The organism is Cupriavidus sp. H39 (assembly GCF_050271075.1).
GTDB lineage: Bacteria > Pseudomonadota > Gammaproteobacteria > Burkholderiales > Burkholderiaceae > Cupriavidus > Cupriavidus necator_B.
In genome coordinates this window covers 270,005-290,032 of record NZ_CP189847.1, presented here as the reverse complement: position 1 = coordinate 290,032, position 20,028 = coordinate 270,005, and the positions used below count along the sequence as shown (strand labels likewise).

Sequence of the window (20,028 nt, the reverse complement as noted above, 5' to 3'; positions counted from 1 at the left end):
GGCAAAATCCACTTGCATGCGTGGCCGCTTTTGATATTCTTCGACGGTGCGCCGCGCCGCAATCTGTGCAGACGCACACCTTTAACCTATACGAACTATGGCCACGAAAGCGAAACCCGTCGCAAAGACTGCAACGAAGGCCGCAGCGAAGAAGGCTGCGCCGGCAAAGAAAGCTGCTCCTGCCAAAAAGGCTGCAACCAACGGCGCTCCGATCGCGAAGCCGATCAAGGACACCTTCAACAAGTCGAGCCTGCTGGCACACCTGATCGAGCAGACCCAGCTGGACAAGAAGGCCGTTCAAACCGTGCTGGCTCATCTGGAGAACACCATGGTCAGCGCGATCCACAAGAAGGGCGCGGGCGAGTTCACCCTGCCGGGCCTGTTCAAGGTTTCGGCCATCCAGGTCCCCGCCACCAAGAAGCGCTTTGGCAAGAATCCATTCACCGGCCAGGACCAGTGGTTCGCGGCCAAGCCGGCGTCGGTCAAGGTAAAGGTTCGCCCGCTGAAGAAGCTGAAGGACGCGGCCCTGTAATACGGGCCCAGCCCCTCAAGCAGAGAGCCTGGCAATGCCAGGCTTTTCCTTTGGTAACGTGTGTCGGAACTGCTCACGCTTCCTCGTGGAAGGCAGCAAGACTAGGTGATGATAGGCCACAACTTACGGTGGCGTCATTGTTTAGGCCTGTCATGGTCTGGCCGCTTGCCCTGTTAGTCGGTTCCGTATCTGCGTTACAGCGACCATGCTTGCGGTTCGTTACCACCCGCAGCAGCCAGTACATGATCCAAGAGCTCTTCTCACGGCCCCTGCTCTGTTCGCAGTTCGGCGCGACAAACCGCGGTGCGATCGGAGGATCGCCCCTACCGAGATAGCGCCTTACGCCCCCTGAATCGCCCTTCGAGCCGCCCTGCCCACTACGGACTGCTCCCAAGCCGGAACGGCCTTATCTGGAAGGCGTCCCTCGTTGACTGTGTAGCATTTGCCTCGTCCGACTATCGGTCTACTCAGGCGACCCCACGCCTTTGGCTTTGCCTTGTGGTTGGGCAGATCGAACTCCTTTGTGCTGGTCGGACTGGGGCCGCCTCGATAGCCTATTTCTATTCGGTGCTGTTTGGCAATGACACACCAGTGCCAACAATTGCAGGCCTGCTTGTCCGGAGCACGACCGTGCTGCATTCATGGTGCTTTGCGGGACCCATGGGGAACGGCAAGGGGAGGCGGTCGGCAACTGGCGAGGGGAGCGATGTGACGGCTTGCGCCTGCCGTCATCCGGCATCATCGTCGCCATCCCCTCGATTCGCCGCGCCAGGCGCGGGTGTCAGTGCGACGCGCCCACCTCCGCCTTTTCTCGTCCCATGCTGTACTCGGCCGGCACCCATGCGTAGCCCTTGCCTTGGCGCCGCACATGCCCGAGGCCCGGGAACGAGATATGCGCCGCGCCCACCCAATAGCCCTTAGCCGCGGCGTCAGCCATCGCCCGCTTGCGCATCTTCACCGCCGCGGTGGCATTCACATCGAAATAGATGGCCACGCCCGGCTCCGGAAACTGCACGTACTGCGCGTGGATGGTGTCGCCCCACAGTTGCAGGCGCTGCCCTTCGCTGCTGATCTCGTAGAACGCGTGGCCCGGCGTATGGCCCGGCATGCGCACCGGACGGATGCCGGGGAACAGTTCCTGCTCCCCGTCGAAGGGCCGGACCTTTCCAGCCTTCAGGTATGGCGCGAATACCGCTTCCGATTGCGCGAAGTTATGCCGCTGACCGGATGCCGCCTTTGCGGCGTTGGCGGGGTTGAGCCAGAAATCGGCATCGCGGCGGTCGACGTAGACCACGGCGTTCGGGAACACGGCCTTGCCGTCGACCGCCAGCCCGCCGGAGTGATCCACGTGGATATGAGTCAACAGCACCGCATCGATCTGCTCGGGCTGGTAGCCGGCGGCGCGGATATTGTCCGGAAGCTTGCCGCCGACGCCCGGACCGAACAGGCTGCCCGCACCGGCATCGACGAGCACCAGCTGCTGGCCGGTGTTGATCAGGAAGGCGTTGATCGAGGTTTCGGGCTCCGTGGACTGGTAGCTCCGCGCCTGCAGCGACGCGATGTGCTCGTGCGACGCATGCTTGAGCAGCTTGCCGATCGGTACGTTGACGGTGCCGTCCGACAGTGCGGACCTCGAACTTGCCTAATTTCATCCGGTAGTAGCCGGGTGCCTGGGTGCCGACCTGGGGCGTGCCGCGAGTTTGCCCAGGGGGATACCACGGTTGCCCGTCGGAGCCGGCCGCTACGGTCTCTCGGATCTGAAAGGGCGGCGGGACACACCACGACCCGTATGCAGTTCCGAACTAACGCGACACTGGTAGCTCCTACCGTCATACGCCCGTCGTCGGTTGGCACATGGGAGTGAGATCCAATGAAGCTATCAGGTCAAAATGCGTTCGTTACGGGCAGTAACGGCGGCATCGGCCGCGCGATTGCCTTGCGGCTGGCCCAGGCAGGGGCCGGCGTGGTGCTGGCCGTGCATACGCTGAACGAAGGCGCGGAGCAGACTGCACAAGCGGTTCGCGATGCCGGCGCCAGTGCATGGTTAGTGGCAGGGGATGTCAGTAAGGTTGTCGATGCCAGGCACATGATCGAAGAAGCCCTGAACGTAGCAGGCCACCTATCCGTGCTGGTCAACAATGCCGGGATCGAGATTCGAGCCGGGCTCCTGGACATGACCGAGGCCGACTATGACCGCGTCATGGACACAAACCTGAAAGGACCTTGTTTTCTCGCCCAAGCGTTCGCCCGCCACAGGCGCGAGGCCGGCGCCGGGGGCAAGATCATTAATATCAGTTCTGTCCACGAAGATTTGCCATTCCCGCACTTCACAAGCTATTGCGCCAGCAAGGGAGGATTGGAATCACTGTCAACAACATCGCGCCGGGAGCGATCGGCACGCCGATGAATCGTCAACTGCAAAGCAATACCGCCGAAATGACGAGGCTTCTGGAAAACATCCCGCTTGGTCGGCTGGGCATGCCGGAAGAGGTTGCTGGCTTGGCGGCCTTCCTGGCAAGCAAAGAAGCTGACTACATCACGGGTGCCACGTTATATAGCGACGGCGGATTACTGTGGAACTATGCCGAGCAATGACGGCATGGGCATGGTGAAATTGTGATGCATCAGTCTCACGCGGTGGGAATGGTGCATTCAACCCCGCACAAAAAGGGCTGACCATAGATTGAATTTAGCGGCAGGGACGACCTTTCAAAACCGCCTGGACAGTGGATGTTGGCGCCAGATTCTAATGTCCGTTTATAGCCAGATTCAAATGTCCGAGTTGACCCGAGTAACCTGTACGGCCTTGAGCCAGCCAGGGAGCCGCCATGCGATCGGACACGATCACCATGACGATGCGCCAATTGGACCGGCTCAAGGTCTTGCAGGCCCTGGCAGACGGTCACCTGAAGACCGGGATTGCGGCGGCTCGGCTGGGACTCAGCACACGGCAAACGTTGCGCTTGCTTCGTCGGTACCAGGTCGAAGGTGCGCCAGGCTTACAGAATGGCCGGCAAGGCGCTCCGGGTCATCGCCAGTTGCCGCCCGGGCTGGAGTCGCGCGTCCGCGGCCTGATCCGCGACAGCTACGCCGACTTCGGTCCGACCCTAGCGGCCGAGAAGCTCAGGGAGCGCCATGGTATCGACCTGGCCACCGAGACGGTACGCCGGATCATGATCGACGCCGGCTTCTGGGTCCCGAGGAAGCTGCGCCCGCCCAAGGTGCACCAGCCGCGCAACCGCCGCGCCTGCCTGGGCGAGCTGGTGCAGATCGATGGCAGCGACCACGCCTGGTTCGAGGACCGGGCGCCGGCGTGCACGCTGCAGGTCTATGTCGACGATGCCACGGGCCGGCTGATGCAGTTGTTGTTCGTGCCGACCGAATCGACGCCGGCGTACTTCACCGCCACGCGGGCCTATGTCGAGCGTCACGGCAAGCCACTGGCGTTCTATTCCGACAAGGCCGGCATCTTCCGCGTCAACGCCAAGGACAGCGCCGAAGGCCGCGGCTACACCCAGTTCGGGCGCGCGCTGTTCGAGCTCAATATCGACATCCTGTGTGCCAATTCGAGCCCGGCCAAGGGCCGCGTGGGGCGCATGAACGGCACGCTGCAGGACCGGCTGGTCAAGGAACTGCGGCTGCGCAGGATCAGCGCGATGGCCGCCGCCAACGCCTTTGCGCCCTACTTCATCGCTGACTTCAACGCGCTGAGACTCAATTCGATGAGACTGGACCGTCAATATGGCTAACAACTCCTACCAAGATTTAACGCGTCAATTAGCACCCGCCCGCCTATTCTGGTTGCTCACAGAACACATCCGACGGAGCGCTTGCCATGAACAATCAGCAGACTTTGCGATATGCCTCTCGAACCGCTTTAGTGTGCATTGGACTCTTCACGATGCAGCCTTCTTCCGGAGCAGATAGTCCCGTCATTAAAATCAATGAGGCCACTGCTAAGGCCGAGGTCAAGTCGGACAAACTGAGGGGAAACCTGACGATGCTCTCCGGTTCTGGCGGCAACATCATCGTCTACAACAGCCCCGCGGGCAAGTTTGTCGTCGACTCAGGAATTTCGGTGTCCAAGGATAAGATCCTTTCTGCCCTGAGCGCGATCGGCCCAGAACCCCTGAAATACTTGGTGAATACCCATTACCACTGGGACCATTCGGACGGCAACGTCTGGATGCATGAGGCTGGCGCGACAATCGTCGGCGCCCCCCAGACCGCACACCATTTGGGGGAACAAACCCGTGTTGAGGACTGGAATTACACTTTCAAGCCGTTGCCGGCAGCAGGTCGGCCCACAGTCCTGGTCAAGGGTAGCAAGACCATTAAATTCGGCGGTGAGACTTTTCACATGCAGAATTTCGGCAACGGCCACACCGACGGTGACTTGTGGGTGTATGCCCAGAAAGCTGACGTGCTGATACTGGGCGATACGTACTGGCATCCATATTATCCTTTTATCGATAATAAACATGGTGGCAGCATTAACAATGCCATCAAATGGGCTGACAAGGCCATCGAGGCCAGCACTGATAAGACCATTATCGTGCCGGGCCACGGTGTGGCCAGTAACAAGACCGACTTGAAGCAATGGCGAGCCATGTTGGCCGACATACGCGATAAGGTCGCAGCGATGAAGAAACAAGGCAAGTCCCTCGAAGAAATTCAGGCGACCAAACCCACCTCCGCGTACGACGCAAAATACGGAGGCTTTGTTATTGACGGCAACTTCTTCACAAAACTTGTCTTTGACGGCTTGTGAATCGAAGGGGGATCGCAAAGTGGCCACGATGCCCGCACCTGAACTCGGTCATCCTGCAGAGTCCGCAGGACACCCCACTGACGAGCAGCACCAGGAAGAAGCCTTGGACGAGGCGTTGCGAGAAACCTTCCCATCCAGTGATCCGATCGCGGTATCTGTGCCTCCCTGGCCAGATCGCGACGGATCGAAAACGCCCGGATCCCACACTAAATAAGAGATATCGTATGAATACCTCAAATCACGGCTTTCCTGGCAAATTGTCTGCCGACAATGTAATCACTGAAGACGGCACACGCATTCATTTTGGGGACTGCGATCCGGCACCCCAGTAGCGTTTAGTCATGGCTGGCCTCTTCAAGGCGCAGCCTGGGAAGATCAAATGTTCTTTCTCGCCGACAGGGGCTATCGCGTAATCGCCCATGACCGCCGCGGGCACGGTTTATCCGGCCAGCCCTGGCACAACAACAACAACAACAACAACAACAACAACAACATGAACACCTATGCGGATGATTTGGCGACTCTGATCAATGCTTTGGACTTGAAAGGTGCAGTATTGGTTGGCCATTCTACGGGTAGCGGTGAAATTGCCCACTATATGGGACAGCGCGGAACCAGCCGTATCGCGAAAGCGGTTCTCGTAGCTGCCGTGCCGCCATTGATGCTGCAATCCGCGGCTAATCCAGCTGGCTTACCCATGTCAGTGTTTGATGACATTCGCGAGGCCGTACCCTCCGATCGGTCCCAATTTTTCCAAGATCTCAGTATGGCCTTCTACGGCCTCAACCGCAAAGATGCCAAAGTATCCCAGCGCTTACGCGACACGTTCTGGGCACAGGGCATGCAATGCGGGATCGAAGCGGCTTACGACTGCGTCAAGCAATTCTCTGAAGTCGATTACACCGAAGATCTGAAGAAAATCAACGCCCATACCCTCTTCCTGCACGGCAGCGACGACCAGATCGTGCCATTCGACGCTGCAGCCAAGGCCGCGGTCAAACTGATTCCGAATGCAAAACTGATTGTCTACGAAGGCGATCCTCATGGGCTACCAGCAACCCACAAGGAGCGACTCAATGAGGATCTGTTGGCGGCTCTCCAATCATAGCGCCTATTGACGCATACGGCTAATGCAGAGACATCGATGAATACCATGATTCGTACACCTTTCGGATTCAATTCGACTGCAGACGAAGTGTTGAGTGGCGTCGACTTGTCCTCCAAGCGCGCCATTATCACTGGTGGCTCCTCGGGTATCGGCATTGACACCGCACGCGCGCTCGCCAGCGCCGGCGCTCAAGTTACCTTGGCCGTGCGTAATCTGGAGGCAGGAAATAGGATTGCCGCGGACCTGCAGGCCCAGACCAATAACCATCAGGTGACGGCGGCCTATTTGGACCTGAGTGACCAGATGTCGGTACGAAACTTTGTCGCCTCCTGGCACCGACCCCTGGACATTTTGATAAACAATGCTGGAATCATGGCGCTTCCCACGCTCCTCAGGACTAGAGAAGGATGGGAAATGCAGTACGCCACGAACTTCGTCGGCCATTTCGCACTCACAATTGGATTGCACGACGCATTAACAGCGGCACACGGCGCGCGAATTGTCTCCGTCAGCTCAAGTGGCAACTTGCTCGCGCCTGTGATTTTCGACGACCCTCATTTCAATTTTCTGCCCTACGATCCATTCGTCGCTTACGGCCAGTCCAAATCAGCGTGCGCACTCCTGGCGATTGAAGCGACACGCCGTTGGTGCTACGACGGGATCTACGCGAACGCGCTGAATCCTGGCGCCATCGCGACCAACCTCCAGCGGCACACCGGAGGCCTGCGCACGCCGGTGGAGCGGCGCAAGAGTCCTGCGCAAGGTGCAGCGACATCCGTGCTACTGGCGGCCTCCCCGCTACTCGAAAATGTCGGTGGACATTATTTCGAAGACTGCAACGAAGCCGAGATTATGTTTCGCCGCCCGGATGACTACCGTGGCGTAGCGCACTATGCGGTCAATCCTGCAAATGCGATGCGGCTGTGGGATATGACGCTTGAGATGATCGAGTAAGGTTTGGGTCAGCTACAACGCCGGCGTCGTGCAGGACGACGCGCCGGGCTTGCCGCTGCTGGTCAGCGGCACCGTGCGCGCGACCGATGGCACGCCGTTGCCTGGCGCGCTGGTCGAGATCTGGCAGGCGTCACCGGTGGGGCTGTATGACAACCAGGACCCGACCCAGCCCGATCGCAACCTGCGCGGCTGCGAAACTGGCTGTAGATTCACCGGCCAACGCAACAGCATGATCAGCGCCAGACGCTCGCCTTGTGGCGCCTGCCGCTCGCTAAAAATTTCCATGTTTTGTCTCCTTTGCAAACGTTTGCATTATCGGCGGTTTCGATGGATGGTCAAGGTTGAAGTGGGTCACCGCCACAACGTGCAACGGCTCCGTTCAACCACAAACCCAATCCAAACAAGGGGGTACGGAGGCGCTTCAGGAGAAACCCTAGGTGCATGCGGAGGCGCGGAATGTGGCGCATAGGCCTGCCTGCGCCCCTGCCGATGCGGCTTGGCCAGCGTTGGAACGCACCAAAGGTCGCGGCCGAGTGCAAGAACGCCGGCCTCACTCACGCCGCGTGCCGGGAGGCTATCGCGCCGCGGTCGATTTCACTTGGAACTCGCGGATCACCGGGTTGCCAAGGATGGCATCCCTTCCCGCTTCAATCAGGCGATCGACGTCCCTCTCGGGCAGACGAAGTCTGGTCGGCACATCGTTCAGACTTGCAGCACGCTCCTTGTCGAGGGCATCAAACGAAATCCGCGTGACGAAGAATTCAACGTCTTCGCATCGCCAGCCTGGGTGTAGTGCAGCAATCTCCTGCTGCCGAGAATGCGGCATCCCACATCGATACGCCACAAGGTCGTCGCGCCACTGCTGCATCATGGGAACGAAGGCGTCATAGCTCATTCGAACGTTGGTCGCCATTGCCGCGTCGATGGCCGCGCTTGCGACTTCGATTCCCGATGGGCCCGCCTGGCGTTGGTTCCAATCGCCGCGCGGGCCCTGACCCGCGTCAACAACGATTAAAAAGTAACCGCTGCACGGCTGACCTTTGGAATGGGGGCCGAAATGACAGGGTTTTCGCTTTCGCTAACACTTCGGGTGTGTTGCTTGTCAGACATATCATCCTCCAGGATCGGTAGTACATGTTTGAGGTGTCACTTCCTTGGAGTAGTTATCTGCCGCCGCAAAAGCAAGGCCAAGATGTTGCAATTTAACAATCAACGCGATAGGACTGCGCCAAAAAAGAAGGCAAGCCTGTGTTTGGCGTCTGACGTAGGCGCCGCGCCCCCTCCGGCGGGCGTTTTCTTCTAGCGAAGCTCGAAGTCGCTCTCGCGCGGCGGTCGGTACGGCTTCCCATAGCCGATGAAGCACGCTGCATACGACAAAGCTATAACCACGAGCGGATATACCCGCATGCGTAGGAATCCTTCGCAGACATACGTTACTTGGACGGCTTGGGCCTTGCTGTTGGGCGTCTGCGTGGCGGGCTCGGCCGGTTCAATCGGAGAGACGCAAATCACCGCCAGCGTCTCCCCACATTCTTCACATGGCAAGGCACCAGGCGTCGGAATAGAAGAACTTGCCGTGCCAAGACAGCCCGAGTAAACCGGCCTGCACACTCATGTAACCGACCGACGGAGACCCTTTTTCCTATCTATCATGCAGTCAGCGCAAAAATCGTCCACTGCAGCGCAACGACGTCCAATTGCGATGGCCTTCCGGTGGCTGCAGCGTTCCGACGACTGGCCCCCAGTCCGCAGGCCCTTCCCTCGTGTCCCAAACCGCCCAAATCAATCCTTTGGGCTATTCCAAGAGGAGTATCGACTATGTCTGGTTCTGTTCGTTCCGACGGTAGCCAACCACAGCCTGGCGATGGCGTACCTCCTGTGCCTGAACCGCGCGGCCCCCTTCCCCTTGACGCCACGCCAGGCGCCGCCCCCGCCGGCTTGCACGACGGCACCCTGACCGGCTCAACCCGCATGCCGCTGCGCTTGACGATCAACGGCACGCTCCATCGCCTCGATATCGATCCGCGCGAATCCCTGCTTGACGTACTGCGCGAGCGTCTGAACCTCACGGGCACGAAGAAGGGATGCAACCAGGGCGCCTGCGGGGCCTGCACGGTGCTGGTGGAGTGGCGCCGCATCAATAGCTGCCTTGCGCTCGCCGCCATGTACAACGACGCCCGCGTTAGCACGATCGAAGGTCTGTCGTCCGCCGACGGCGACCTGCATCCGCTACAGGCCGCGTTTATCGCGCACGACGGCTTCCAATGCGGATTCTGTACGGCAGGCCAGATCATGTCCGGCGTCGCCTGCATCAATGAGGGTCATGCCACCTCCGCTGACGATGTGCGCTTCTGGATGAGCGGCAATATCTGCCGTTGCGGAGCTTACCCGGGGGTCGTCGCGGCGATCGCCGAGGTTGGCGGGAGGAAGCTGCCATGATCCCCTTCACACTGCAGAAAGCCGGCTCCGAAGCTGAAGCGTTGGCGGCGGGCGCGGCCGGGGCCCGCTTCATCGCCGGCGGCACCACGCTGGTCGACCTGATGCGCGAGCATGTGGAACAGCCCACGCAACTGGTAGACATCAACGCGCTGCCGCTGAAGCAAATCCACATGGAGGGCGACGAGCTGGTCATCGGCGCGCTGGCCCGCATGTCCGATGTCGCCGCACATCCCGACGTTTGCCGCCTCCACCCGGTGATCGCCGAGTCGCTGGTCGAGGGCGCCTCTCCCCAGTTGCGAAACATGGCAAGCATCGGCGGCAATCTTCTCCAGCGCGTGCGCTGTCCTTACTTCCGCATGCTCGATGCCGCCTGCAACAAGCGCACCCCGGACAGCGGCTGCGCGGCAATTGGGGGCTTGCACGCAGGCAATGCCATCCTGGGTGTCAGCGACCATTGCTCCGCAACGCATCCGTCCGACCTTGCGGTTGCCCTGGTCGCACTCGACGCGGTGGTCCATGTACGGGGTCCGCACGGCGCGCGCCACTTCCCCGTGGAAGACCTTTACCGCCTGCCCGGAACCACGCCGCATCTGGAACACGCCTTGGAGCCCGGCGAGCTCATCGTCGAGGTCCGGGTTCCACCGCTCGCTTATGCACGGACTGCGCGCTATCTGAAAGTACGGGACCGGGCCTCGTATGAGTTTGCCCTGGTATCGGCCGCGGCAGCCTTCGAGGTCAGGGATGGCGTGATCCAGGCCGCTCGCCTCGCATGCGGTGGCGTGGGCACGCGGCCATGGCGCATGCGCGGGGCTGAGCTCGCCTTGCAAGGCAAGCCGCCGACGCGCGCGAGCTTCGAGGCGGCAGCGCTTACCACGATTGCAGGCGCCACGCCGCTGCCAGGCAACCGCTACAAGGTCGCGTTGCTGCAACGAACCGTGGTACGGGCCCTCGAACTCGCAGGAGAAGGCAGATGAACGCAAACCATATCGGCCAGCCGCATGCCCGCGTGGACGGGCGCGCCAAGGTGACCGGCAGCGCGCGGTATGCCGCCGACTTCAACCAACCCGGGCAGGCCTACGCGGTGATCGTGGGCGCGTCGATCGGACTGGGTCGCGTGACCGCACTCGACGCCGAAGCCGCGCGCCGGCTGCCAGGGGTACTGGCGGTACTGACCCATGACAACACGCCGAAACTGGCGTACGCCCCGCACAAGGGCTTTATCGATCCGGAACACGGCGAACGCCTCCATGTCCTGCAGGACGACCGCGTCCGCTTCTACGGCCAGCCGGTTGCCGTGGTCGTGGCGCAGACGCTGGACCAGGCCGAGCATGCGGCCTACCTGCTGCAGATTCGCTATGCCGAAGAAACACCGGTCTTCGACCCGCTCGACCAGCGCGCCGAAGCCGTGGTGCCGGAGGCGGGACGTGAACCAGGTCCCCATTCGGCGGACCGGGTCCGCGGTGACCCCGAGGCCGCGCTGGCGGCGGCAGCCGTCAGCATCGACGCCACCTACGATGCCGCGCGCGAAAATCACTTCCCGATCGAGCCGAACGCCACCGTTGCCGCCTGGCAAGGCGACCAGCTGACACTCTGGAGCAAGAGCCAGTTCGTGGTCAACGAGCAGGCCGAGATCGCGGCAATCCTCGGCATCCCGGCTGAAAACGTCCACGTCGTCTGCCCGTTTATCGGCGGCGCCTTCGGCACCAGCCTGCGCACCTGGCCGCACGTCACACTGGCGGCGATCGCCGCGCGAGAAGTGGGCAGGCCCGTCAAGCTTGTGCTGTCGCGGCGACAGATGTTCCATCTGACAGGGCACCGGCCGCGCACCGTGCAGCGCATCGCGCTGTCGGCGACGCCCGACGGCAGGCTGACCGCCATCGTGCACGAAGGCACCGGCGAAACCAGCCGTTATGAGCAGTTCACCGAGGCACTGACTGCGGTGACGCCGTTCCTCTATCGCTGTCCCAATGTGCGCACCCGCTACCGGCTGGTGCCGCTGGACATCGGCACGCCGACCTATATGCGGGGTCCGGGCGAGGCCACCGGCGTCTTTGCGCTGGAATGCGCAATGGACGAGCTGGCCTACGCCCTGGAGATGGATCCGCTGGAACTGCGCCGGCGCAATGAACCCGTGCTCGACGAGGGCATGCAACTGCCCTTCTCCAGTCGCTCCATGCTTGCCTGCTACGAACGCGGCGCCGACGCGTTCGGCTGGTCCCGCCGCGCTCTCGCGCCCGGCTCGATGCGGGACGGCCGCCTGCGTATCGGTTGGGGGATGGCTTGCGCCACCTACCCTGTCTTCCATGGCCAGGCCAGCGCCCGCGTGCGCCTGCTTGCCGACGGAACGGCTGAAGTGGAAGCCGCCGCCAGCGACATGGGGCCCGGCACCTACACCTCGATCACGCAGGTCGCCGCCGAGACGCTGGGGCTGCCGATGGACAGCGTGCGCTTCAGCCTTGGCCGTTCGGATTTCCCCCCGACCCCGCCACATGGCGGCTCGATGACGCTCGCATCGGTGGGCTCAGCGGTGCGTTCGGCCTGCCTGGCCGCGCTGGACCTGCGCCAGGCGCGCGCAGATCGCACCGACGGCGCCATCGAAGCGAGCGCCACGGCAGGCCCGGATGGCGAGGTGCGCAGCCGGTTTTCCATGCATGCCTTCGGTGCGGTGTTCGTGGAAGTCGCCATCGATCCCGATGTCGGTACGATCCGTGTCCGCCGCGTGGTCGGCGCCTATGGCGCGGGTCGTATCGTGAATCCGCGGCTCGCAGCCAGCCAATGCACGGGAGGGATGGTCGGCGGCATCGGCATGGCGCTGATGGAGCGAAGCGCGCTGGATCCGCGGGACGGCCGGCCGGTGAATGCGCACATGGCGGATTACCTCGTGCCCGTCAACCTGGATATCCACGGCCTGGAAGCGCATTTTGTCGACGAGGTCGATCCCCATGTAAATGAGCTGGGCGTCAAGGGATTAGGTGAAATCGCGTTGGTGGGTGTGGCCCCGGCCGTGGCCAACGCCGTGTTTCATGCAACCGGAAAGCGCGTGCGGGAGCTGCCGATCCGCATCGAGCACTTGGTCGAGCACTAGTCGGCTGCCCGCCTACATGATCCACGCCGGTCTGTAAGCGGGCGTCTGAAGGACGATCCTGCCGGGGTACAAGCAATGTCGGCATGTACATGTACTACCCGCATCGCAGCCAGATGCCGGTGCGGGTCCGACGCTTCATCGACTTTGTGGTGGAGGCGGCCCGGGGCGCGGAGCAGTCGCTGTCGCGTCTGGTCGGGATCGTGGCCTGAGCCCGCTATCCGGCAGCACTGACAACCAGAAGTTGCTATTGAAACGCCATTCCACTCCCTAGTGCGAAGTTCGTTCCACGCCTAAATTGGTCTCAACGGCGGCTGCACAGCGCAATCCCGGAACCACACCGGGAAACGCGCAACAGCCACCGTCCGCTTCATCCTTCGATGACCAGTCTTCACGAGCGACATCATGATTCCCCAACTCGCACGCACCCTTGTTCCCGCCGTCATTTCGCTGGCGGTCGCCGTCTCCCTCCAGAACGCCAATGCCGCGCCAGCCGGCAACAGCGTGCCCGCCAGCGTGGCAGCGCGCACGCATGACGTATTCCCCGACGGCCAGCGGCAGGGCCATTTCGACACCTTCTCCGAAGGCGCGCATGACCGCGCCCCCGCCGCGCTCGTCGCCGGGCTGGACCGCAGCGGGGTCGGGGCCGCGCCAGGGCGGAAGTTCGATCCGTTCACCGATGGTGCCCGAGCAGTCGAAGGCGATCCGCGCGGCACGGCGTTGCAGGGCGCATCGGCGTGGGTGTAATCACCCGGTCGGAAGTCGACGCAACACGGCAGGGCAAGCCCTGAACGGCTGACTCCAATCCCCGACAAAACGCCTTGCCAGGCGCCCTTCCTTGCCGTTTCACTTGACTTTTTCTCCGCGGCCATCGTGAGTGCTCTCAGCCTTGCGTGTCGAACTGCGCCAGCAAGGTAGTAGGTGAAGTCGCCCATGTCCACGGTCTGGCGGAACGGCGCCACCAGCCGGCCGGCGTCGAGATCCGCCGCCACCAGGAAGCACCTTCAGCTGCTTGCGCTTGGCGCGCTTGCTCAAGCGCCGTGTGGCCTCGCGCAGGTCGTCCATCGCCTTGGTCACGGCACGGTAGTAGTCCTCGCCGGTGGAAGTGAGCGAGATCTGCCGGTGGCCGCGATGCAGCAGCTGCACGCCCAGCCCCTGTTCCTTGGCTCAATCGACGCGCCGGGGACTCTCATTCCCAACCATTGATTGTCATGGAAACGCGATTGCACTGCCCCGTACGGCGGCAAGCTCCGCCAGCCCGCGCCCGGACTAGTCGACGGTGGCGCCGGCCGCCTTGACGATTGCCGACCAGCGCGGCAACTCGTCACGAACTAGCGCCTCGAACTGCGGGGCGCCGGACGGAAACGGTTGACATCCCTGGCGGGCAAGGGTGTCACGCACATCTGGACTGTCAAGCACCTTACTCAATGCGGCCTGCAGGCGGGACACCACGGCGGGTGGCGTTCCAGCGGGCGCGAAGAGTCCATACCAAGGGGTGGCGCCAAAGCCGCGGAGCGTCTCTCCCACAGTCGGCACCTCCGGCATGGAGGCCAGGCGCTTCTCGTTGGTCACCGCAAGCACCTTCAGTTTGCCCGCTCGAATGAAGGAAAGTGCGGATGGAAGGCTCTGCACCGACAAGGGCACCTGACCGCCCACGACATCCGCCACGGCAGCGGAGGCGCCTTTGTAAGAAATGTGGACGAGCCGGATGCCGGCGCTGTGCTGTAGCATTTCACCGATCAGATGATTGAGGGTGCCGTTGCCTGCCGACGCATACATGATCGTGTCCGGCTTCGCGCGCGCCGCGTCAACCAGTTCCTTGACATTGTTCGGCCCGAACGAAGGATTGGCGACGAGTACGTACCCCGCGGTCGCAACACTGCCCACCGGCGCGAAATCTCGTACGGGGTCAAAGCCCGTGCGTTTGTAGAGAGCCGGATTGATGACATGGGCGCTACTCACGGTGAACAACAGCGTGTAGCCATCGGCGGCCGACTTACCCACGTAGGCCGTGCCGATGTTGCCGCCGGCGCCCGGCCGGTTCTCGACGACGAACTGCCGCCCGAATTGTCCGGACAGCTTTTGGGTGACGATGCGGGCGATGGCATCGTTGGCTCCGCCTGGCGCCTGGGGAACCACCACGGTCACCGGCTTGGACGGATATGATTCCTGCGCAACCGCTGCCGTAGCCACACTGAACGCAAGGAAGGCTTGCAAGAGTTGTCTGACTGCCATCTTTTTGTCTCCTTTCATGGAAATGGTCACCGGTTGTACCGCCATACGGCACACCCGAACGCCTTCTTTGATGGTGACTGACTGGCAGGCTGATGCAAAACAGCATTTCGCGATTCCACCATCGCGAATTCAGATGGCTAGCTTGTACCTTTGAACGGCCTTCTGGTGTCGGGAGCGATGAGACCAAGACTGCTTCCGTGCGTTCCCGCCTCACGTTTGAGCGGCCCCGGCTCTGGTCGGAATGCCCACGAGTCCGGATGCGAAGACCACACCCAGGATGACCGCCACCGCTCCGACCAGTTGCCATGCGTTGGGAGGTACACCCAGCACGCTCGACACCAGCATCGTGAAGACTGGGGCGAGATTGAAGAAGATCGAGGTCCGTGCCGCGCCGATCTGGTGGATGCCGCGGAACCACAGCAGGTAGGCCAGCAACGATCCACCAACGGCGAGGTACACCAAGGCGGCATGGATGTTGCCGGGTGTTGCGACAATGCTCGCCAGCGGACGCTCGAACATGAACCCCAGGACGACCAGGCCGATGGTGCCGAACAGCATCGAGAACGTGGTGTTTTCCAGTGGCGTGGCCTGCTTGACGAAGCGCCGGGTGCCCACCATGTTGGCGGCCCACGCCAGACTGCCGGCGAGGATGATCGCATCGCCCCGCGCCACCTTGAGCGCGAGCAGCATCTGTACATCGCCGCGCGTGATGACCAACCCCACGCCGAGTAGCCCGAAGAACAGGCCGATGGCGCGCCCGGTATCGATGCGCTCGCCCTCGAAGACTACGGCAAGAAGCATGGTCCACAGCGGCGTAGTGGCGAGAATCAGCGCTCCATTGATCGGCGTGGTCGTTTGCAGGCCAAAGAAGGTGGCGAGATTGAAGGCGGTAAAGCCAAGCAGTCCGAGGCCCACGTATGCCCACAAGTTTTCGCGCAGCACGCTGAGCCGAAGCTTGCCTTGCAGCCCGAAGATCAACCACAGCAGGGTCGTCGAGATCAGGAAGCGCTCGATCGATGCGCTGATTGGCGTCATATGCCGGATAATCAATGCGCCGGCGTTGAAGTTGGTACCCCAGAAGAAGGTCGAAACAATGATGCCGACGTAGGCGAGGCTGTCTGGCTTGCGCATGGCTGATTCCTTGTCTTTGCTTGCGCCATGCAGGGCCTCGGGCCGGTCTGGGCAAGCATGGTGGACGATGGCCGGCGGCAAGGGCAGAGGAACCGCTTAGGAATTCCCACCCGGCGACGGCATGGGTGCCATTTTGCGAGTTTTGTAGCTTGTGTAGAATTCCCTATTTACTCACATCGTCTGTGAAAAATTAACCATGTTCGACTGGGAGGATCTTCGCCATTTCAGCGTCTTTGCGCAGGAAGGTTCACTGTCCGGCGCGGCGCGGCGGCTTAAGGTGGACCACGCCACGGTGGCCCGGCGCATCTCGGCGCTGGAGGCAGCGCTTTGCCTCAAGCTGGTGGACCGGCGTCCGCGTGCCTATCTGCTGACCGGCGAAGGCGAACGCGTAGCCGCGCTGGGCGCCCGCATGGAGCAGGAATCGTTTGCGGTGGAGCGTACGGCGGCGGCCGGGCAGACCGGCGTCAGCGGCGATGTCACGATCAGTGCGCCGCCTTCGATGGCCGCGGCGGTGATCGCGCCCCAGCTAGGCCGCTTGCGTGAACAGCATCCGGCTCTGCGCATCTGCCTGACGGGGACCACGCACATGGCCTCGCTGTCGCGGCGCGAGGCCGATCTGGCCGTACGGCTGACTCGACCCAGCGAAGGCGATCTGGTGGTGCGCAAGCTTGGTGTCGTCGTGTTTTCACTCTATGGCTCCGCCAGCTACCTGAGTGCTACCACGCCATCCGACTATGCCTTTATCGCCTACGACGACAGCATGGAGGGTTCGCCCCAGCAGAATTGGCTGAAGCAGCAAGCGGGAACCCGGCCGATCGTGATGGTCAGCAACGAACTCGAAATCCAGGCCGCGGCGGCACGCGCGGGTGTCGGCATCGCCGCGCTGCCGTACTTCCTGGGCGACCGGGACGATGGTCTCCAGCGCGTGAGGAGCAAGGGCAAGCGCTTCGAACGCGAGATCTGGCTCGCCGTGCACGCTGACATCCGACGCGCGCCGCGGATCCAGGCTGTCATGCAGTTCCTGGGATCATGCTTTACGGATAACGCCAGCCTGGCGTAGCAACGGCCGCGAAGATGTTCAATCAACATGGCGCCCAAGAGGCGTGGACCGCCCGGTTATCGGCGTGTCTGCGTTCCCAGCGGAGACTTCCTTGGCATTGCGCGTGATATCGCTAGATAGGAGCGCCCCCCCGCGCGCTTTCGTAAGCGACGCATCCGACTTTGCCGAGCCCGTCGCCACGAATCCGCCCAGGCCCGGACGATTCTGATTTTGCATATGGCTGCGCTCGACTCAATCATGGAAGCGTCCACTGCCGGTGCGTGCATTTGCCCATGGGATGCGAACCCGACATCGTGACCCCGAGACCCGAAGACGCAACAGCCTGATCGTCGGCGGACATGTCGGTCGAATGCCACGCGCCTGCCATCGCCATCCGCGATGGCAGGCTCTCGATTCACTGATTTCCTGGCGGCGGTTCCGGCGCCATCATCTGGCTACCTTCCCTACCCTTCACGAGGATGCCAGATGGAAAACAACGAGCCCAAGCGCTACCGCTTTAGCGGACACGAGCGGGTCATCCACAATGTTTCGGCCATCGAGGCCTTGCCTGACGTCTTGACGCTGTTCGGATACCAGCGCGTCTTTGTTGTGTGTTCCCGCTCAATCCGGACAAAGACCGCATTTATCGACCGACTGCAGGCGCGGCTCGGGGCGATGATCGTCGGGCTCACTGACGAAGTGGGTGAACATTCTCCGCTGTCCAACGTCCTGCGGGCTGCCAGACAAGCGCGCGACGCCCGTGCGGATGTCATTGTCTCCGTCGGTGGCGGCTCGGTCATGGACCTGTGCAAGGCGATGCAGCTGTGCATCTCGGAGAATGCCTACGACCGCGATAGCCTGCTCAAGCTGCAGTTCGTCTTGTCAGCGGACGGTACTGAGATGCTGACGACATCGCAGGCGCCTGCCGCCATCCGCCAGATCGCCATCCCGACGACACTGGCTACGTCGGAATGGACCCCGGTCAGCACGCCGATCGACGACGAAACCCGGCTGAAAGCACGTTTCGTGGTGCCCGACGGATCGCCCGTGGCCGTCCTCTATGACCCGGACCTGTTGCGCCAGACACCGGTGCGGCTGCTGTGGTCCACCGGTATTCGCGGCCTGGACCATGCCATCAACACGGCCTGCTCGTCGTCGCCGCATCCCTTTGCGAGCCTGCTGGCCGAGCGAGCCATCGCGCTGTACGTGCAAAACCTGCCAAAACTCGGCGACGCGAGCGCGACCGAAGCCTTCACGCAGTGCCAGTTGGCCACTTGGTACACCGGCATGGGCCAGATGTCCGTGCCGCACGGCTTCAGCCACTGGATGGTCCATATCATCGGACCCTATGGCGGCATCGCGCACAGCGATGCGGCATGTGTGCTGATGCTCGCCCAGTCCAGATGGCTTGCGGAATGGATCAGGCCGCAGCATGAGCGCCTGGGCGCCGCCATCGGCCACCCGGGCATGCCGTTTCATGCCATCCTTCACGACTTGCTGGTCCGCCTGAGCATGCCAACCACGCTGGACGATCTTGGCCTGACGCGGGCACAAGTCGATGCCATGATCGACCCTGCGCTCGAGCACCCGATGGTGACCCGCAACAACGTCAGGCCAATCACGACCGGAGCCGACCTGCGCGCTATCCTGGAACTCGCGTGGCGCGCATAATGCCAGCTATCTGTCGTCCGGTCCGCTGACATCATGAAGATAGACCCCGTTTCGCTGCGGCTATTCCTTGCAGTCTCCGAACTCGGTACGATCGCGGCCGCCGCGGAACGGGAGCATATCGCCGCCTCTGCAGTCAGCAAGCGCATCAGCGAGCTAGAGAATGCCTTGCGCACACAATTGCTCGAACGCAGCAACAAGGGCATCGTACCGACGCCGGCCGGCATCGCCCTGCAGAACTTGTCGCGCGGCATCGTCAACGACCTCGAGAATATCGCCACGATGATGCAGGACTACGCCACCGGCACCCGCGGCCTGGTTCGCATCTATGCCAACGTCTCCTCGATAGCCCAGTTCCTGCCCGCGGATCTGCATGGCTTCATTGAGAAGTACCCTGACGTACAACTGCAGCTCGAGGAGCGCATCAGCACTGCGATCCTGAGGGGCGTCGCAGAGAACGCGGCAGACATCGGCTGCTTCGCGGACCACGGCACGTCGCCACAGGGCGTGATCACGCTGCCGTATCGCGAGGACGACCTCGTCGTGGTAGTGCCGCGGCGCCATGCGCTAGCCTCGCGCAAGAAGCTGAGCACAACAGAGGTACTCGATCAGTACCTGATCGGGCTGCAAACCGGCAGCTACATCAATATGCAGTTGCTGCGCTTTGCCAGCGAGCACGGCGTGCCAGTGAAATTCCGCATGCAGGTCAATAGCTACGATGCCGTCTGCCTGATGGTGGAAGCTGATATGGGAATCGGCATCTTGCCCATCAGCCTGGCCCGGCGCTATGCCAAGACACTGGCCATTCGCGTAATCGCGTTCGATGCGCCCTGGGCACATCGCAAGTTGAACCTTTGCATACGCTCTTATGAGGGGTTGCCCGTCGCGGCGCGGCAGCTCGTCGATCACCTGTGCCCGTCGGCGCAAGCCATTGTCGGTGCGGCGGGTGTTGAGTGAAGTCAGAAAAAGGTCCCGGGAACACGACGCGCAGCAGCTCACCTCCTCCTGCGGCGCCACAACTTCTTCGGGCAGTCCTTTCAGCTGCGCTGAGGATCAACGCGGCCAGCTG

General features: G+C 62.1%; 16 protein-coding genes and 4 pseudogenes. 16 read left to right on the top strand and 4 right to left on the bottom strand.

From position 1 onward, the window contains the following. The first annotated feature begins 97 nt into the window (after positions 1 to 97). Entirely contained in the window at positions 98 to 532 is a 435-nt protein-coding gene (locus tag ACOCMH_RS13700; protein WP_427308821.1) for an HU family DNA-binding protein, read from the top strand. 781 nt (positions 533 to 1,313) lie between these two features. On the opposite strand, the gene ACOCMH_RS13695 is transcribed toward ACOCMH_RS13700, so the two are convergent. After that, complete coding sequence (locus tag ACOCMH_RS13695; protein ID WP_427308819.1) at positions 1,314 to 2,006, bottom strand: MBL fold metallo-hydrolase; 693 nt, start codon at positions 2,004 to 2,006, stop codon at positions 1,314 to 1,316. 396 nt (positions 2,007 to 2,402) lie between these two features. On the opposite strand from ACOCMH_RS13695, the pseudogene ACOCMH_RS13690 reads away from it, so the two are divergent. The 6 genes and pseudogenes from ACOCMH_RS13690 to ACOCMH_RS13665 all read left to right on the top strand — a co-directional run. Then, positions 2,403 to 3,127 (top strand): annotated as a pseudogene (locus ACOCMH_RS13690) (SDR family NAD(P)-dependent oxidoreductase). A 233-nt stretch (positions 3,128 to 3,360) separates the two neighbouring features. Continuing rightward, positions 3,361 to 4,236 (top strand): annotated as a pseudogene (locus ACOCMH_RS13685) (ISNCY family transposase); the annotation flags it as partial. 131 nt (positions 4,237 to 4,367) lie between these two features. Next, the gene (locus ACOCMH_RS13680; protein WP_427308817.1) at positions 4,368 to 5,303 is read left to right on the top strand and encodes an MBL fold metallo-hydrolase; all 936 of its coding nucleotides are present in this window, start codon (positions 4,368 to 4,370) and stop codon (positions 5,301 to 5,303) included. 224 nt (positions 5,304 to 5,527) lie between these two features. Beyond that, positions 5,528 to 6,411: pseudogene (locus ACOCMH_RS13675) on the top strand (alpha/beta fold hydrolase). Positions 6,412 to 6,447: 36 nt separating this feature from the next. After that, positions 6,448 to 7,365, top strand: a complete 918-nt coding sequence (locus ACOCMH_RS13670) for an SDR family NAD(P)-dependent oxidoreductase (protein WP_427308815.1) — start codon at positions 6,448 to 6,450, stop codon at positions 7,363 to 7,365. Between the two features lie 25 nt (positions 7,366 to 7,390). Then, positions 7,391 to 7,558, top strand: a pseudogene (locus ACOCMH_RS13665) (catechol 1,2-dioxygenase); the annotation flags it as partial. 381 nt (positions 7,559 to 7,939) lie between these two features. Here the strand turns inward: ACOCMH_RS13665 and ACOCMH_RS13660 are convergent. After that, complete coding sequence (locus tag ACOCMH_RS13660) at positions 7,940 to 8,278, bottom strand: hypothetical protein (RefSeq protein WP_427308814.1); 339 nt, start codon at positions 8,276 to 8,278, stop codon at positions 7,940 to 7,942. 905 nt (positions 8,279 to 9,183) lie between these two features. On the opposite strand from ACOCMH_RS13660, the gene ACOCMH_RS13655 reads away from it, so the two are divergent. The 6 genes from ACOCMH_RS13655 to ACOCMH_RS13630 all read left to right on the top strand — a co-directional run bounded on the left by ACOCMH_RS13655 (position 9,184) and on the right by ACOCMH_RS13630 (position 14,092). After that, complete coding sequence (locus tag ACOCMH_RS13655) at positions 9,184 to 9,804, top strand: (2Fe-2S)-binding protein (RefSeq protein WP_427308812.1); 621 nt, start codon at positions 9,184 to 9,186, stop codon at positions 9,802 to 9,804. Further along, positions 9,801 to 10,778 (top strand): FAD binding domain-containing protein, encoded by a 978-nt coding sequence (locus ACOCMH_RS13650; protein ID WP_427308810.1) that lies wholly within the window; start codon positions 9,801 to 9,803, stop codon positions 10,776 to 10,778. The genes ACOCMH_RS13655 and ACOCMH_RS13650 overlap by 4 nt, the downstream gene beginning before the upstream one ends. Then, positions 10,775 to 12,889 (top strand): xanthine dehydrogenase family protein molybdopterin-binding subunit, encoded by a 2,115-nt coding sequence (locus ACOCMH_RS13645; protein ID WP_427308808.1) that lies wholly within the window; start codon positions 10,775 to 10,777, stop codon positions 12,887 to 12,889. Before ACOCMH_RS13650 ends, ACOCMH_RS13645 begins: the two co-directional genes overlap by 4 nt. Positions 12,890 to 12,972: 83 nt before the next feature. Then, the gene (locus tag ACOCMH_RS13640) at positions 12,973 to 13,098 is read left to right on the top strand and encodes a hypothetical protein (protein ID WP_427308807.1); all 126 of its coding nucleotides are present in this window, start codon (positions 12,973 to 12,975) and stop codon (positions 13,096 to 13,098) included. 193 nt (positions 13,099 to 13,291) lie between these two features. Then, positions 13,292 to 13,633, top strand: a complete 342-nt coding sequence (locus ACOCMH_RS13635) for a LysR family transcriptional regulator (protein ID WP_427308805.1) — start codon at positions 13,292 to 13,294, stop codon at positions 13,631 to 13,633. Positions 13,634 to 13,819: 186 nt separating this feature from the next. Beyond that, the gene (locus ACOCMH_RS13630) at positions 13,820 to 14,092 is read left to right on the top strand and encodes a hypothetical protein (protein ID WP_427308803.1); all 273 of its coding nucleotides are present in this window, start codon (positions 13,820 to 13,822) and stop codon (positions 14,090 to 14,092) included. A 63-nt stretch (positions 14,093 to 14,155) separates the two neighbouring features. Here ACOCMH_RS13630 and ACOCMH_RS13625 read toward each other — a convergent pair whose 3' ends face one another. After that, the gene (locus tag ACOCMH_RS13625) at positions 14,156 to 15,121 is read right to left on the bottom strand and encodes a Bug family tripartite tricarboxylate transporter substrate binding protein (protein WP_427309217.1); all 966 of its coding nucleotides are present in this window, start codon (positions 15,119 to 15,121) and stop codon (positions 14,156 to 14,158) included. A gap of 210 nt (positions 15,122 to 15,331) precedes the next feature. Further along, positions 15,332 to 16,252: a DMT family transporter gene (locus ACOCMH_RS13620; RefSeq protein WP_427308801.1), complete on the bottom strand. Its 921-nt coding sequence runs from the start codon at positions 16,250 to 16,252 to the stop codon at positions 15,332 to 15,334. Between the two features lie 196 nt (positions 16,253 to 16,448). Here ACOCMH_RS13620 and ACOCMH_RS13615 point away from each other — a divergent pair, with 196 nt between their 5' ends. From ACOCMH_RS13615 to ACOCMH_RS13605, 3 genes are all read left to right on the top strand, one after another. Beyond that, on the top strand, positions 16,449 to 17,312 hold the full coding sequence (locus tag ACOCMH_RS13615) for a LysR family transcriptional regulator (RefSeq protein WP_427308799.1): 864 nt from the start codon (positions 16,449 to 16,451) through the stop codon (positions 17,310 to 17,312). Positions 17,313 to 17,777: 465 nt separating this feature from the next. Next, complete coding sequence (locus ACOCMH_RS13610; RefSeq protein ID WP_427308797.1) at positions 17,778 to 18,962, top strand: iron-containing alcohol dehydrogenase; 1,185 nt, start codon at positions 17,778 to 17,780, stop codon at positions 18,960 to 18,962. A 33-nt stretch (positions 18,963 to 18,995) separates the two neighbouring features. Then, entirely contained in the window at positions 18,996 to 19,916 is a 921-nt protein-coding gene (locus ACOCMH_RS13605) for a LysR family transcriptional regulator (RefSeq protein WP_427308795.1), read from the top strand. Positions 19,917 to 20,028: the final 112 nt, after the last annotated feature.

What these genes read in the sequence shown, in the direction of transcription:
- ACOCMH_RS13700 (WP_427308821.1), top strand. Translation starts at nt 98, where the DNA reads ATGGCCACGAAAGCGAAACCCGTCGCAAAGACTGCAACGAAGGCCGCA.
- ACOCMH_RS13680 (WP_427308817.1), top strand. Translation starts at nt 4,368, where the DNA reads ATGAACAATCAGCAGACTTTGCGATATGCCTCTCGAACCGCTTTAGTG.
- ACOCMH_RS13670 (WP_427308815.1), top strand. Translation starts at nt 6,448, where the DNA reads ATGAATACCATGATTCGTACACCTTTCGGATTCAATTCGACTGCAGAC.
- ACOCMH_RS13660 (WP_427308814.1), bottom strand. Translation starts at nt 8,278, where the DNA reads ATGGCGACCAACGTTCGAATGAGCTATGACGCCTTCGTTCCCATGATG.
- ACOCMH_RS13655 (WP_427308812.1), top strand. Translation starts at nt 9,184, where the DNA reads ATGTCTGGTTCTGTTCGTTCCGACGGTAGCCAACCACAGCCTGGCGAT.
- ACOCMH_RS13650 (WP_427308810.1), top strand. Translation starts at nt 9,801, where the DNA reads ATGATCCCCTTCACACTGCAGAAAGCCGGCTCCGAAGCTGAAGCGTTG.
- ACOCMH_RS13645 (WP_427308808.1), top strand. Translation starts at nt 10,775, where the DNA reads ATGAACGCAAACCATATCGGCCAGCCGCATGCCCGCGTGGACGGGCGC.
- ACOCMH_RS13640 (WP_427308807.1), top strand. Translation starts at nt 12,973, where the DNA reads ATGTACATGTACTACCCGCATCGCAGCCAGATGCCGGTGCGGGTCCGA.
- ACOCMH_RS13635 (WP_427308805.1), top strand. Translation starts at nt 13,292, where the DNA reads ATGATTCCCCAACTCGCACGCACCCTTGTTCCCGCCGTCATTTCGCTG.
- ACOCMH_RS13630 (WP_427308803.1), top strand. Translation starts at nt 13,820, where the DNA reads ATGTCCACGGTCTGGCGGAACGGCGCCACCAGCCGGCCGGCGTCGAGA.
- ACOCMH_RS13625 (WP_427309217.1), bottom strand. Translation starts at nt 15,121, where the DNA reads ATGGCAGTCAGACAACTCTTGCAAGCCTTCCTTGCGTTCAGTGTGGCT.
- ACOCMH_RS13620 (WP_427308801.1), bottom strand. Translation starts at nt 16,252, where the DNA reads ATGCGCAAGCCAGACAGCCTCGCCTACGTCGGCATCATTGTTTCGACC.
- ACOCMH_RS13615 (WP_427308799.1), top strand. Translation starts at nt 16,449, where the DNA reads ATGTTCGACTGGGAGGATCTTCGCCATTTCAGCGTCTTTGCGCAGGAA.
- ACOCMH_RS13610 (WP_427308797.1), top strand. Translation starts at nt 17,778, where the DNA reads ATGGAAAACAACGAGCCCAAGCGCTACCGCTTTAGCGGACACGAGCGG.
- ACOCMH_RS13605 (WP_427308795.1), top strand. Translation starts at nt 18,996, where the DNA reads ATGAAGATAGACCCCGTTTCGCTGCGGCTATTCCTTGCAGTCTCCGAA.